The sequence below is a fragment of the Leclercia barmai genome (assembly GCF_049312895.1).
Taxonomy (GTDB): domain Bacteria; phylum Pseudomonadota; class Gammaproteobacteria; order Enterobacterales; family Enterobacteriaceae; genus Enterobacter; species Enterobacter barmai.
Genome location: NZ_JBMNWZ010000001.1, coordinates 1,344,376 through 1,357,259, shown reverse-complemented (window position 1 = coordinate 1,357,259; position 12,884 = coordinate 1,344,376). Strand labels below are relative to the sequence as shown.

General features: G+C 58.7%; 14 protein-coding genes. 5 read left to right on the top strand and 9 right to left on the bottom strand.

All coding sequences use genetic code 11. The annotated features are described in order from the left end of the window. Positions 1-3: 3 nt before the first annotated feature. On the bottom strand, positions 4-792 hold the full coding sequence (locus ACOYA6_RS06485; RefSeq protein ID WP_422654299.1) for a PhzF family phenazine biosynthesis protein: 789 nt from the start codon (positions 790-792) through the stop codon (positions 4-6). 175 nt (positions 793-967) lie between these two features. On the opposite strand from ACOYA6_RS06485, the gene ACOYA6_RS06480 reads away from it, so the two are divergent. After that, the gene (locus ACOYA6_RS06480; protein WP_422654298.1) at positions 968-2,164 is read left to right on the top strand and encodes a sugar transporter; all 1,197 of its coding nucleotides are present in this window, start codon (positions 968-970) and stop codon (positions 2,162-2,164) included. A 36-nt stretch (positions 2,165-2,200) separates the two neighbouring features. Here ACOYA6_RS06480 and ACOYA6_RS06475 read toward each other — a convergent pair whose 3' ends face one another. Beyond that, positions 2,201-2,869, bottom strand: a complete 669-nt coding sequence (locus ACOYA6_RS06475; RefSeq protein ID WP_422654297.1) for a MarC family NAAT transporter — start codon at positions 2,867-2,869, stop codon at positions 2,201-2,203. A 257-nt stretch (positions 2,870-3,126) separates the two neighbouring features. Between ACOYA6_RS06475 and marR the strand changes: the two genes are divergently transcribed. Genes marR through marB form a run of 3 tightly spaced genes read left to right on the top strand, consistent with a single transcriptional unit; the run spans position 3,127 to position 4,209 of the window. Continuing rightward, on the top strand, positions 3,127-3,561 hold the full coding sequence (marR, locus tag ACOYA6_RS06470) for a multiple antibiotic resistance transcriptional regulator MarR (RefSeq protein ID WP_039028827.1): 435 nt from the start codon (positions 3,127-3,129) through the stop codon (positions 3,559-3,561). A gap of 18 nt (positions 3,562-3,579) precedes the next feature. Continuing rightward, positions 3,580-3,963 (top strand): MDR efflux pump AcrAB transcriptional activator MarA, encoded by a 384-nt coding sequence (gene marA, locus ACOYA6_RS06465; RefSeq protein WP_138369239.1) that lies wholly within the window; start codon positions 3,580-3,582, stop codon positions 3,961-3,963. A gap of 30 nt (positions 3,964-3,993) precedes the next feature. Continuing rightward, positions 3,994-4,209, top strand: a complete 216-nt coding sequence (marB, locus tag ACOYA6_RS06460) for a multiple antibiotic resistance protein MarB (RefSeq protein ID WP_039028829.1) — start codon at positions 3,994-3,996, stop codon at positions 4,207-4,209. 32 nt (positions 4,210-4,241) lie between these two features. Here the strand turns inward: marB and eamA are convergent, their stop codons facing one another. Next, the gene (gene eamA, locus ACOYA6_RS06455; RefSeq protein WP_223074122.1) at positions 4,242-5,141 is read right to left on the bottom strand and encodes an O-acetylserine/cysteine exporter; all 900 of its coding nucleotides are present in this window, start codon (positions 5,139-5,141) and stop codon (positions 4,242-4,244) included. Positions 5,142-5,334: 193 nt separating this feature from the next. On the opposite strand from eamA, the gene ydeE reads away from it, so the two are divergent. Further along, on the top strand, positions 5,335-6,534 hold the full coding sequence (gene ydeE / locus ACOYA6_RS06450) for an efflux MFS transporter YdeE (protein WP_138368899.1): 1,200 nt from the start codon (positions 5,335-5,337) through the stop codon (positions 6,532-6,534). 161 nt (positions 6,535-6,695) lie between these two features. Here the strand turns inward: ydeE and zinT are convergent, their stop codons facing one another. The 6 genes from zinT to urtA form a co-directional block, all read right to left on the bottom strand. Then, positions 6,696-7,337, bottom strand: coding sequence for a metal-binding protein ZinT (zinT, locus tag ACOYA6_RS06445; RefSeq protein ID WP_422654296.1), 642 nt, complete (start codon positions 7,335-7,337; stop codon positions 6,696-6,698). Positions 7,338-7,403: 66 nt separating this feature from the next. Next, entirely contained in the window at positions 7,404-8,102 is a 699-nt protein-coding gene (gene urtE / locus ACOYA6_RS06440; protein ID WP_039028832.1) for an urea ABC transporter ATP-binding subunit UrtE, read from the bottom strand. Between the two features lie 9 nt (positions 8,103-8,111). After that, a complete protein-coding gene (urtD, locus tag ACOYA6_RS06435) occupies positions 8,112-8,909 on the bottom strand; it encodes an urea ABC transporter ATP-binding protein UrtD (RefSeq protein ID WP_039028833.1) in 798 nt (265 codons plus the stop codon). After that, a complete protein-coding gene (gene urtC / locus ACOYA6_RS06430) occupies positions 8,909-9,982 on the bottom strand; it encodes an urea ABC transporter permease subunit UrtC (protein ID WP_138368896.1) in 1,074 nt (357 codons plus the stop codon). The genes urtD and urtC overlap by 1 nt, the downstream gene beginning before the upstream one ends. Then, the gene (gene urtB / locus ACOYA6_RS06425) at positions 9,982-11,556 is read right to left on the bottom strand and encodes an urea ABC transporter permease subunit UrtB (protein WP_039028835.1); all 1,575 of its coding nucleotides are present in this window, start codon (positions 11,554-11,556) and stop codon (positions 9,982-9,984) included. Before urtB ends, urtC begins: the two co-directional genes overlap by 1 nt. 25 nt (positions 11,557-11,581) lie before the next feature. Further along, positions 11,582-12,853 (bottom strand): urea ABC transporter substrate-binding protein, encoded by a 1,272-nt coding sequence (gene urtA, locus ACOYA6_RS06420; RefSeq protein ID WP_039028836.1) that lies wholly within the window; start codon positions 12,851-12,853, stop codon positions 11,582-11,584. Positions 12,854-12,884 lie beyond the last annotated feature (31 nt).

The window sequence follows — 12,884 nt, the reverse complement described above, 5'->3', positions numbered from 1 at the left end:
TATTTAGCGCAAAAACAGATGACCTTTCATATACAGCGATGCCTTGCCGCTCATCAGCACCCGGTCGCCCTTCAGTTCACAACGCACGTCGCCGCCCCGGGCAGAGACCTGCCGGGCAAAGAGCAACGTTTTGTTGAGCTTTTCGCTCCAGTACGGGATCAGCATGGTGTGCGCCGAGCCGGTGACCGGATCTTCCCACAGCGCCACGCCCGGCGAGAAAAAGCGGCTGACAAAATCGTACTCGCCCTCGCCCCGGGCGGTGATCGACACTTTATGCTCGCCCGGCGTCATGGCGTGGATATTCGGCGCTACCGCCTCAACCTGCTCGCGGTTTTCCAGCACCAGCACCCAGGCGCGCCCCTTGCGGGCCTCGACGTAATGGCTTATCCCCAGCGCGTGGAGCATCTCTGGCGGCGGGGTCTGTACTTGCGTCGGACAGGCCGGGAAATCGAGCGTTAACCAGTCGCCGTCGCGGCTGACGGTGAGCCTGCCGGACGCCGTATCAAAATGGATCCGGGTATCGGGATAGTCCATCTCGTTGAACAGCACCCAGGCGGTGGCCAGGGTCGCGTGACCGCAAAGATTGACCTCGCCGTGGGTGGTAAACCAGCGCAGTTCGATGCCGTCATTATGGCGCACAAAAAAAGCGGTCTCCGACTGGTTATGCTCTTGCGTCATCTTCAGCAGCGTCTCGTCCGGCAACCACTCCGGCAGCGGACACACCGCCGCCGGGTTACCGCCAAATGCACCATCGCTGAACGCATCGACCAGAAAAAACTCGATATCCTGCATCGCTTTACCTGTTGTTAACGTTATGTTGCATCCTATATTCATGGAAAAGAACCGATTTCACCAGCGATTACTGCGCCATCACAGTGAGATCTGCATCACAAAATGATTGTATTTCCACCAGGGAAGGTTTTAAGATCGTCACACCTCATTTACGTAATCAATCCCGGACATCCCTATGACAACCAACACAGTTTCCCGCCGGGTCGCGTGGCTACGGGTGGTGACGCTCGCCGTTGCCGCGTTTATCTTCAACACCACGGAATTTGTTCCCGTCGGCCTGCTCTCGGATATCGCCAGCAGCTTCGGCATGGAGACCGCCCAGGTGGGGATCATGCTCACCATCTACGCCTGGGTCGTGGCGCTGATGTCGTTGCCCTTTATGCTGCTCACCAGCCAGATCGAACGCCGCAAGCTGCTGATCGGGCTGTTCGTGCTGTTTATCGCCAGCCATGTGCTGTCGTTCCTGGCCTGGAACTTTAGCGTGCTGGTGATTAGCCGGATCGGCATTGCCTTTGCCCACGCGATTTTCTGGTCGATTACCGCCTCGCTGGCCATTCGTCTGGCCCCGGCCGGGAAGCGCGCCCAGGCGCTGAGCCTGCTGGCGACCGGCACCGCCCTGGCGATGGTGCTCGGCCTGCCGCTCGGGCGCATCGTCGGGCAGATGTTCGGCTGGCGCACCACCTTTTTCGTTATCGGCCTTGGGGCGCTGTTCACCCTGCTGTGCCTGATTAAACTGTTGCCGAAACTGCCGAGCGAACACTCCGGATCGCTGAAAAGCCTGCCGCTGCTGGTGCGTCGTCCGGCGCTGACGAGCCTCTATCTGCTGACGGTGGTGGTTGTGACGGCGCACTACACCGCCTACAGCTATATCGAGCCGTTTGTGCAGACGGTCGCCGGGTTTAGCGCCCGTTTCGCCACTATCCTGCTGTTACTGCTGGGTGGCGCAGGCATTATCGGCAGCGTGCTGTTCGGTAAGCTCGGTAACCGTCACGCCTCCCTGCTGGTGAGCAGCGCCATTGGCCTGCTGCTGGCGTGTCTGCTGCTTCTGCTGCCCGCGTCGGGCAGCGAGATGAATCTGGCGCTGCTGAGCGTTGTCTGGGGCGTGGCTATCATGATTATCGGTCTCGGGATGCAGGTTAAGGTGCTGGCGCTGGCGCCAGATGCCACCGACGTGGCGATGGCGCTTTTTTCCGGGATTTTCAATCTGGGGATTGGCGCGGGTGCGCTGGTGGGGAACCAGATCAGCCTGCATATTTCGATGGCGTCGATTGGCTATCTGGGGGCGATACCGGCGCTGGCGGCGTTAATCTGGTCGGTGCTGATCTTCCGCAAATGGCCGGTTACGATGGAAGAGCAGCCGCATCACGGTTAGAGAAAAGTCCGGGCGGCAGGACGCCGCCCGGTTTGGTTATGACGGATAGGTCTGAATAATTTCCAGCACGCCGTTGATAATAAACTGCACGCCCATGCAGACCAGCAGGAAGCCCATCAGACGGGAGATCGCCTCGATACCGTCTTTGCCCACCCAGCGCATAATCGCGCCCGAGCTACGCAGACAACCCCACAGGATCACGCCGATAAGGGCGAAGATCAGCGGCGGTGCAATCATAATTACCCAGTCCGGGAAGTCAGAGCCGCTACGCACCGTAGAGGCGGAGCTGATGATCATCGCAATCGTACCTGGCCCCGCGGTGCTTGGCATGGCCAGCGGCACGAAGGCGATGTTCGGTGCTTCTTTATCCTGCATCTCCTCAAGCGTGTCCTGCGCGTCGCTGGCATGCGCCGGTTTCGGGGCCGGGAACAGCATTCTGAAGCCGATAAAAGCAACGATCAGGCCACCGGCGATACGCAGGCCGGGAATGGAGATCCCGAAGGTGTTCATCACCAGTTGTCCGGCGTAGTACGCCACCATCATGATCGCGAAGACGTAAACAGAGGCCATGAGCGACTGATGATTACGTTGTTCACGGTTCATATCCCCCGCCAGACCCAGGAACAGCGCAACGGTGGTTAATGGGTTCGCCAGCGGCAGCAGAACCACCAGCCCAAGACCAATTGCTTTAATTAAATCAACCATTTTACTGAGTTGTCCTTATCAAAAATGAACCACGCAAGTATAGGGTGAAAACCCCTGTTTCGACTACGCGCGCTTCGTAAGTAATATTTTCGCGCCGAAATCAATTCACCACGATGATATGTCGTTCTACGAAGCGGGCAAAAAAGTGATCTGAATCGCTTTAGCAAATCGTGTCATAAGCAAATGCATTCAGTTGACTTATAGTTGCCTGAGCAATAATATCTGCCGTGATTAAACTACTTGCCAGGGCAACCATTGTGAAAAGCACCAGTGACCTCTTCAACGAAATCATTCCGCTGGGTCGCCTTATCTATATGGTTAACCAGAAGAAAGACCGCCTGCTCAATGACTATCTGTCACCGCTGGATATCACCGCAACGCAATTTAAAGTGCTCTGCTCCGTGCGCTGCGAGGTGTGTATCACCCCGGTTGAGCTTAAGAAAATCTTATCCGTCGACCTCGGCGCGTTGACGCGAATGATCGACAGGCTGGTCTGCAGGGGCTGGATTGAGCGCCGCCCTAATCCGAATGACAAACGCGGCGTGCTGTTGCAACTGACCAGTGACGGCGCGGAAATGTGTGAACAATGTCATCAATTAGTAGGACAAGAACTGCACCAGGAACTAACAAAAAACTTAACGGCGGACGAAGTGGCAACTCTTGAGCTCTTGCTTAAGAAAATCCTGCCGTAAACAGAAAGAGGTATGACGATGTCCAGACGCAATACTGACGCCATCACTATTCATAGCATTTTGGGCTGGATCGAAGATAACCTGGAGTCGCCGCTCTCGCTTGAGAAAGTGTCTGAGCGTTCAGGTTACTCAAAATGGCACCTGCAACGGATGTTCAAAAAAGAGACCGGCCACTCATTAGGCCAGTACATCCGCAGCCGCAAATTAACGGAAATCGCACAGAAGCTGAAGGAAAGTAACGAGCCGATCCTGTATCTGGCTGAGCGTTACGGGTTTGAATCGCAGCAAACGTTGACCCGCACGTTCAAGAACTACTTCGATGTGCCACCGCATAAATACCGTATTACCAATATGCACGGGGAATCCCGGTATCTGCTTCCGATCAATCACTGTAACTGCTAATCGCCTGTATTAAGACGTATCGAGGAATATATGAAACTGTTAGCTTCCGCCGCCTTCACCGCACTGGTGCTGGTCTCTGCCCAGAGTTTTGCGGAGCAAACGCCTTCTGTGCCGCAGCCTCACAGCCGCGACACGATGATCCTGCCGACCGCTAACGGTCAGTCGCCCCACGATTTTAACCATATGGGCGCAGGCAGCGACAAATCCGACGAGTTAGGGGTGCCGTATTACAATCAGCACAATTAATTCGTTTTGCCCCGCCCGCGCGGGGCTTTTTTTTAGCCCCTCACCCGCGCCGTCCGGCGTACGCGAAAGCCAAAGACGTTAATATAGAGTCCAGCCATCACCAGAACGGCCCCAATCAACTGCAGCGCCCCGAGTTTTTCATCGAGCAGCAGCGCCGCGCTGGCGATCCCCACGACCGGAACGAGCAGCGACAGCGGTGCCACCCGCCAGGTTTCGTAGCGTCCGAGCAGCGTGCCCCAGATGCCATAGCCGATAATGGTGGCGACAAACGCCAGATAGACCAGCGACAAAATGGTGGTCACATCGATAGTCACCAGGCTGTTATACATCACCGTCGGGCCATCCAGCAGATAAGACGCCAGCATAAACGGCACAATCGGGATCAGGGCGCTCCATACCACCAGCGACATGACTGCCGGACGCGTCTCGAGCTGCATGATCTTTTTGTTGAAGATATTGCCGCACGCCCAGCTGAAGGCGGCCGCCAGGGTCAGCAAGAAGCCCAGCAGCGCGACGTGCTGTCCGTTGAGACTGGCCTCTGCCAGCACCAGCACCCCAACCACCGCCAGGGCGATCCCCGCCAGCTGTTTACCCTGCAGCCGCTCGCCAAACACCAGCGCCCCCAGGATGATGGTGAAGAACGCCTGCGCCTGCAGCACCAGCGAAGCCAGCCCGGCGGGCATGCCAAAGTTAATGGCGCAAAACAGGAAGGCGAACTGACCGAAGCTGATGGTCAGGCCGTAGCCCAGCAGCAGACGAAACGGGATCTTCGGACGGGCAACAAAAAACAGCGCCGGGAAGGCCACCAGCATAAAGCGTAAACCGGCCAGCATCAGCGGAGGCATATTGTGCAACCCGACCTTTATCACCACAAAATTTAGCCCCCAAACCACCACTACCAGCAATGCCAGCAGCCCGTCTTTACGCGTCATACCCTGCCCCTGTTTATTAAATTTTTGTAAACACTTATCAAAGTAACGAAAAAATCCGAAGAGGAACAGATCATTATTTCTGGCAGTCAGGCGAAGCACTTAGGGATAAATTTGGTGCTATACAAGCCCCTTATGGCGTGATAATCCTGATAAGACATAACAAAAAATTCACACGCAATTGTCGGGCAGGAAAATGAACACATCACTCAGGCGCTCAACCGCAGCGCTGCTGGCGTCATCGTTATTACTCACCATTGGACGCGGCGCCACGCTGCCGTTCATGACCATCTATCTGACCCGCGTCTTCAACATGAGCGTGGAGAATATTGGTTATGCCCTGACGGTGGCCCTGACGATTGGCGTGGTTTTCAGCCTGGGTTTTGGCATTCTGGCCGACAAGTTCGATAAAAACCGCTACATGCTGATCGCCATTTTCGCGGTGGCGCTGGGCTTTCTGGCGATCCCGCTGGTGGATAACGTGGTGCTGGTGGTGCTGGCCTTTTCACTGATCAACTGCGCCTATTCGGTCTTTTCCACGGTGCTGAAAGCCTGGTTCTCTGACGTGCTGAGCCCGGCGGAAAAGGCGCGGGTGTTCTCGCTGAACTACAGCTTTCTGAACATTGGCTGGACCATCGGGCCACCGCTCAGCACCCTGCTGGTGATGTACAGCCTGCAGCTGCCGTTCTGGGTCGCGGCCTTCTGCGCCGCCCTGCCGCTGGTGTTGATTCAGCGCTATGTGCAGAAAAGCGTGGCGGCCGACGGTGAACACGCCCCTGTGCCGTGGCAGCCGTCGGTGCTGCTGCGCGATCGGGCGCTGTTCTGGTATACCCTTTCCGGCCTGCTGGCCTCCTACGTGGGCGGTTCGTTCGCCAGCTGTATTTCGCAGTACGTGCTGGCGGCCGATTACGACAGTGATTTTGCCCAGAACGTGGTGGCCGTGGTGCTGCCGGTAAACGCCGCATTGGTGGTCTCGCTGCAGTACATTATTGGCCGCAAGCTGTCGGCGCGTAATATCCGCCCGTTAATGACTCTCGGCACCCTGTTTTTTGTCCTCGGTCTGGCGGGGTTTATGCTCTCCGGCGAGAACCTGGTCTACTGGGGGATCGCAGCGGCGGTGTTTACCATCGGTGAGATTATTTATGCGCCGGGTGAATATATGCTGATCGACAATATCGCCCCGCCGGGTATGAAAGCCAGCTACTTCTCCGCCCAGGCGCTCGGCTGGCTCGGCGCGGCGTTTAACCCGATGATTACCGGGCTGATCCTGACCCATCTCCCGCACTGGTCGCTGTTTGTGATTATGATGGTCGCCATCGTGCTGGCGTGGATGATGATTTTGCGCGGGATGCGGGTGAAGGCGTGGGTTGAGGCGCCAGGTTTAGTCTCGCGGTAATTGCCCGGCGGCGCTTCGCTTGCACGGGCCTACAAAGTCCAAAACCGTACGCCGCAACCAAAATATCGCCCGGAGGCGCTTCGCTTGCCGGGCCTACGAGGGCCACAAAACGTAGGCCGGGTAAGGCGGAGCCGCCACCCGGCACACAGGCCGCACCGAAATTAATGGTGCAACATCTCCTCGACAACCTGCTCTTTATACATTTCGTTTGGATAATAGGTCGGCCAGTTATCCATCTCTTTTAATAACGCCTCGTGGGAGGTGTTGCCCATAAAGATATGGAAATGGCTGGACTGGCGCGGGCCGATAATATGGTCGCTGAACTGGACAAATTTCGGTGCCTGGCTGCTGGCGTCCTTACATTCAAACAAATAGCGCACGCCTTTTTTGCCCGACGTGTAGGTCAGGATCTTGTAGCCATTAGAGACATACTCACAGCTGGCGACGTTTTTTCCGCGATGAAACTCCATCACGTTATTTTCAATGCCGATGCTCTCGACGTCGGTGGCATAACCGGTGCGGTAATAGGCCTTCACCTGATCAAAGGTTTTGCTCTTGTCTTTCTCGGCTTTCTTTTTAAATACCGGGTCGAGATCGCCACTCAGCAAAAACGGATAGACCGACTGCCAGACGCCGTCCCAGTTGGAGAGCGGGCGATCCTTGACGTCTTTATCGTCGAATACGCCGTTTGCCGCTTTTTGTTCCGCTTCGGTCATCTGATGTCCATGCGAATGGGCATAGAGCTGACCGCTGACCAGCATTGCCCCCAGAGTTATTGCAAATTTACCAATATGTCCTGCCAAGATAATGTCCTCACTCCGTTTAGAGAATGAGGATGTTATATTATAACATTCCACAAAACAACCCTGTTAAATCGCCACCAGTCCGCGTACCCCTTCCTGCTCCATATTCTCGCCGCGTCCGCGCTGGATAATGCTTCCCCGGGACATCAGCAGATAGCTGTCGGCCAGTTCGGCGGCAAAGTCATAGAACTGCTCCACCAGCAGGATCGCCATGTCGCCACGGTTGGCGAGCTGGCGGATCACCTGGCCAATCTCTTTGATTACCGACGGCTGAATGCCCTCTGTCGGCTCGTCCAGAATGAGCAGTTGCGGACGGCTGGCAAGCGCCCGTCCAATCGCCAGCTGCTGTTGCTGGCCGCCCGAGAGATCGCCGCCCCGGCGCTGCTTCATCTCCTGTAAAACCGGAAACAGCCGCCAGATCTCGTCCGGCACCTGCTTCGCCTCTTTTGCCGGGAAACGCGACAGCCCCAGCAGCAGATTCTCCTCCACCGTCAGGCGGGGGAAAATGTCCCGCCCCTGGGGCACGTAGGCCACACCCGCCTGCACCCGCTGGTGCGGTCTGGCCTGGGTAAGGTTTTTGCCCTGCCAGAGGATCTCGCCGTTGCGCGCCGGGATCAGCCCCATCAGGCACTTCAGCAACGTGGTTTTACCCACCCCGTTGCGCCCGAGCAGACAGGTAACTTCGCCGGGCAGCGCCTCAAAACTGACCCCGCGCAGGATATGGCTTCCGCCGTAATACTGATTCAGTTCGTTAACCTTAAGCATCCGCGCTCCTCAGCGTCCAAGATAGACTTCAATCACCTGCTCGTTGGCCTGCACGTCGCGCAGCGAGCCCTCCGCCAGCACCCGGCCCTGATGCAGCACCGTCACGTGATCGGCAATGGTTTCGACAAAGCCCATGTCATGCTCCACCACCATCAGGGAGTGTTTGCCCGCCAGGGTGCGAAACAGCTCGGCGGTGTACTCGGTCTCGGCGTCGGTCATCCCGGCAGCCGGTTCGTCTAGCAGCAGCAGATGCGGCTCCTGCACCAGCAGCATGCCGATCTCGAGAAACTGCTTCTGGCCGTGGGACAACAGCCCAGCCCGGCGATGACGCTCCGCCCCAAGCCGCAGCAGGCTCAGCATCTCGTTGATGCGGTCGCCCTGCTCGCTGCTCAACCGGGCGCGCAGGCTGGCCCACACCGATTTATCGCCTTTCATCGCCAGCTCGAGGTTTTCCCACACCGTCAGGGCTTCAAACACCGTCGGCTTCTGGAACTTACGCCCGATGCCCTGGCGGGCAATGGCTATTGAATCGAGAGTCGTGAGATCCGTGGACTGATCGTAAATCGCCCGCCCGCTCTGGGGCCGCGTTTTACCGGTGATGACGTCCATCAGCGTGGTTTTGCCCGCGCCGTTAGGGCCAATCACGCAGCGCAGCTCGCCCACGCCGATGTTCAGCGACAGGTCGGTCAGCGCCTTAAAACCGTCAAAGCTGACGTTGATCCCCTCCAGCTGCAATACCGGGTCGGTCTGGTCGCGATAGCGATCCCCGGGAAGCTGGCGGGTAAATAACGCTTCGGCTGGCTGCATCATTTATCCCCTTTGCGCAACAGGCCCATGACCCCGCGCGGTAAAAACAGCGTGACCGCAATAAAGATCAGCCCCAGAAACAGCTGCCAGTACTCCGGCATCACCACCGTAAAAAGGCTTTTCGCCCCGTTCACCAGCGCGGCACCAATCACCGGGCCGATCAATGTTCCGCGTCCGCCGAGAGCCACCCAGATCGCCGCTTCGATGGAGTTGGTGGGCGACATCTCGCCGGGGTTGATGATCCCAACCTGCGGAACGTACAACGCCCCGGCAAGCCCGCACAGCACCGCGGATAAGGTCCAGACCAGCAGCTTAAAGCCGCGGGGATCGTAGCCGCAGAAGGTCAGCCGGTTTTCCGCATCGCGCACCGCGGTCAGAATGCGGCCAAATTTGCTTTTCGCCAGCGCATAGCCCACCGCCAGCGACGCGGCCAGCAGCAGCACGGTGGCAATAAACAGCCCGATGCGCGTTGAGGTGGCGGTCACGGAGAAGCCCAGCAGCGTGGTGAAGCCGGTAAAGCCGTTGTTGCCGCCAAAGCCGGTTTCATTACGAAAGAACAGCAGCATCCCGGCGAAGGTCAGCGCCTGGGTCATGATCGAGAAATAGACCCCTTTGATTTTTGAGCGGAAGGCAAACCAGCCGAACAGCAGCGCCAGCAGGCCCGGCACCAGCACAATCAGCACCAGCGCCCAGGCAAAATGCTGGGTGCCCCACCAGTACCAGGGCAGCTCGCTCCAGGAGAGGAACGACATAAAGGCCGGTAAGCCGTCGCCCGCCGCCTGGCGCATCAGGTACATCCCCATGGCGTAGCCGCCGAGGGCAAAAAACAGGCCGTGGCCGAGCGACAGCATCCCGGCGTAGCCCCACACCAGATCGAGGGCCACGGCGACAATGGCGTAGCAGAGGATCTTACCCACCAGCGTCAGCATCCAGGTGGAGACCGCCAGCGGATGGCTGGCGGGCAGCAGGGCCAGAAACGGCAGCACCAGCAGTGCCGCAAGGATAAGGGCGCCGAGTATCGATACGCTGCGCGGCGCCTTGCGCGCCAGCGTTAAGGTCATTGGCTGGCTCATCAGTCGATTACCCTCCCTTTCAGTGCAAATAACCCCTGCGGACGCTTCTGAATAAACAGAACGATCGCCACCAGAATCACGATTTTACCCAGCACGGCCCCCATCTGCGGCTCGAGGATCTTGTTGAAAATCCCCAGCCCAAAGGCGGCCGCCACGCTCCCGGCCAGTTGCCCGACGCCGCCGAGCACCACCACCAGGAACGAGTCAATGATGTAGCCCTGGCCCAGCTCCGGCCCGACGTTGCCCAGCTGCGACAGCGCCACGCCGCCGAGACCGGCAATCCCGGAACCCAGCCCGAAGGCCAGCATGTCGACGCGCCCGGTGGGCACGCCGCAGCAGGCCGCCATGCTGCGGTTCTGCGTCACCGCCCGCACGTTCAGCCCTAAACGGGTTTTATTGAGGATGAGCCAGGTGAAGAACAGCACCAGCAGCACAAAGCCAAGCACCACCAGCCGGTTCCACGGCAGGATCAGGCTGGCGTACACCTGCACGCCGCCGGAGAGCCACGCCGGGTTAGCCACCTCGAGGTTCTGCGCGCCAAAGAGCATCCGCACCAGCTGGATCAGCATCAGGCTGATGCCCCATGTCGCGAGCAGCGTCTCCAGCGGTCGACCATACAGATGGCGGATCACCGTGCGCTCAAGGGCCATGCCCACGGTCGCGGTCAGCATAAAGGCTACCGGCAGCGCCACCAGCGGATAAAAGGTGAGCCACTGCGGGGTAAACTGCGCCATCGCCTGCTGCACCAGCCAGGTGGCATAAGCCCCGAGCATCAGCATCTCCCCATGGGCCATATTGATGACCCCCAGCAGTCCGTAGGTGATCGCCAGTCCGAGCGCCGCCAGCAGCAGAATGGAGCCCAGCGACAGGCCCATAAAGGCCTGGCCCAGCAGGTCGCTGATTGTCTGGCGATGTTCGATCTGGCGCAGGCTTTCCGCTGCGGCTTCGCGGACCCCGGCATCCGGCTCCGTCTGCGCGCGGGTGTAAGGCAGCAGACGGGCCTGCACTTCCGGATCGCTCGATTCACCCAGCAGCGTCACGGCCTGCTTACGCACCGCCGGTTGCTGGCTGGTCAGTTGCAGGCTGGCGACGGCGAGGCTCAGCACCTGACGCACGGTATCGTCACTTTCGCTCGCCAGCTGGCGCTGTAAGAAAGGCAGCATCTGCGGCTGGGGATCGCGCTGCAGCTGCCGCGCGGCCGCCAGCCTTTCGGTGACACTGTCACCTGTAAGCTGATGGGTGGCAAGCGCGGTGGCGGCCAGCACCCTGAGGCGGTTAGTCAGACGCACCGCTTTGGTGGAGCCCTGCGCCTGAGCGGCATCACCCAGGGCAATTACCCCGCCGTCCTGGCGGGTAAAGGCGTGTTTGTTGTCGTCGACAACGAGGTTCTCTTGCTCTAGCGCCCGCAGCAGCGGCAGCCTGGCCGGATCCGGCGCGGCGGCCCACTGCTCCAGCAGCACGGCCTGCTGGCTGCGGCTGGCGGCAACAAAGTTATCGGCGTCCGTTGCCTGCGCCATCCCTGGCAGCAGTCCGGCAAGCCATACGAGAGCGAAGATCGTGCGCATGACGTTCATGGCTTTACCCCTTTAAGATCCGCAATCAGTTGCTGGCCGTTTTCATCGGCGTGTCGGGCTTTTTGTCATTCCCGGCAATGTACGGGCTCCACGGCTGGGCGCGTACCGGCTCTTCGGTCTGCCACACCACGTTGAACTGCCCGTTGCCTTCGATTTCGCCAATCATCACCGGCTTATGCAGATGGTGGTTGGTGGCATCCATGGTCAGTGTGAAGCCCGACGGGGCTTTGAAGGACTGGCCTGCCATGGCGGCACGCACTTTATCCACGTCGGTGGTCCCAGCTTTTTCCACCGCCTGGGCCCACATGTGGATCCCCACGTAGGTGGCTTCCATTGGATCGTTGGTCACGACCGTATCGGCGTTAGGCAGTTTCTGCGCTTTCGCCCAGTTTTTGTACGCCGCCACGAAGGTCTGGTTGGCCGGGTTATCCACCGATTCGAAGTAGTTCCACGCCGCCAGGTTACCCACCAGCGGTTTGGTATCGATACCGCGCAGCTCCTCTTCACCCACCGAGAACGCGACGACCGGCACGTCGGTGGCTTTCACGCCCTGGTTCGCCAGCTCTTTGTAGAACGGTACGTTGGAGTCGCCATTGATGGTGGAGACCACCGCGGTTTTGCCTGCGGCGGAGAACTTCTTAATGCTGGCGACGATGGTCTGGTAATCGCTGTGGCCGAACGGGGTGTAGACCTCTTCGATGTCTTTATCCTGTACCCCTTTCGAGTGCAGGAAGGCGCGCAGGATCTTGTTGGTGGTGCGCGGGTAGACGTAATCGGTGCCCAGCAGGAAGAAGCGCTTCGCCGCCCCGCCGTCCTCGCTCATCAGGTATTCCACCGCCGGAATAGCCTGCTGGTTAGGCGCGGCACCGGTGTAGAAGACGTTCGGGGACATCTCTTCCCCTTCGTACTGTACCGGGTAGAACAGCAGGCCGTTCAGCTCTTCAAACACCGGCAGGACCGATTTGCGCGATACCGAGGTCCAGCAGCCGAACACTGCCGCCACCTTATCCTGGCTTAACAGCTGGCGGGCCTTCTCGGCAAACAGCGGCCAGTTAGAGGCCGGGTCAACCACCACCGGCTCCAGTTTTTTGCCCAGCACGCCGCCTTTGGCGTTGATTTCGTCGATGGTCATCAGCGCCACGTCTTTAAGTGGCGTTTCGGAAATCGCCATCGTTCCGGAGAGCGAATGCATGATGCCAATTTTAATGGTGTCAGCGGCCTGCACGCTGAAACTCATCCCCATGGCCACGACGGAGGCCGATAAAGCAAAGGCTTTTAACAAGGTACGACGATGCATAATTTTCACTCCTGAAAAGAAAGCTGTGCGA

Excerpts from the sequence above, each read along its gene's own strand:
- ACOYA6_RS06485 (WP_422654299.1), bottom strand. The coding sequence starts at position 792 with ATGCAGGATATCGAGTTTTTTCTGGTCGATGCGTTCAGCGATGGTGCA.
- ACOYA6_RS06480 (WP_422654298.1), top strand. The coding sequence starts at position 968 with ATGACAACCAACACAGTTTCCCGCCGGGTCGCGTGGCTACGGGTGGTG.
- ACOYA6_RS06475 (WP_422654297.1), bottom strand. The coding sequence starts at position 2,869 with ATGGTTGATTTAATTAAAGCAATTGGTCTTGGGCTGGTGGTTCTGCTG.
- marA (WP_138369239.1), top strand. The coding sequence starts at position 3,580 with ATGTCCAGACGCAATACTGACGCCATCACTATTCATAGCATTTTGGGC.
- marB (WP_039028829.1), top strand. The coding sequence starts at position 3,994 with ATGAAACTGTTAGCTTCCGCCGCCTTCACCGCACTGGTGCTGGTCTCT.
- eamA (WP_223074122.1), bottom strand. The coding sequence starts at position 5,141 with ATGACGCGTAAAGACGGGCTGCTGGCATTGCTGGTAGTGGTGGTTTGG.
- ydeE (WP_138368899.1), top strand. The coding sequence starts at position 5,335 with ATGAACACATCACTCAGGCGCTCAACCGCAGCGCTGCTGGCGTCATCG.
- urtE (WP_039028832.1), bottom strand. The coding sequence starts at position 8,102 with ATGCTTAAGGTTAACGAACTGAATCAGTATTACGGCGGAAGCCATATC.
- urtD (WP_039028833.1), bottom strand. The coding sequence starts at position 8,909 with ATGCAGCCAGCCGAAGCGTTATTTACCCGCCAGCTTCCCGGGGATCGC.
- urtC (WP_138368896.1), bottom strand. The coding sequence starts at position 9,982 with ATGAGCCAGCCAATGACCTTAACGCTGGCGCGCAAGGCGCCGCGCAGC.
- urtB (WP_039028835.1), bottom strand. The coding sequence starts at position 11,556 with ATGAACGTCATGCGCACGATCTTCGCTCTCGTATGGCTTGCCGGACTG.
- urtA (WP_039028836.1), bottom strand. The coding sequence starts at position 12,853 with ATGCATCGTCGTACCTTGTTAAAAGCCTTTGCTTTATCGGCCTCCGTC.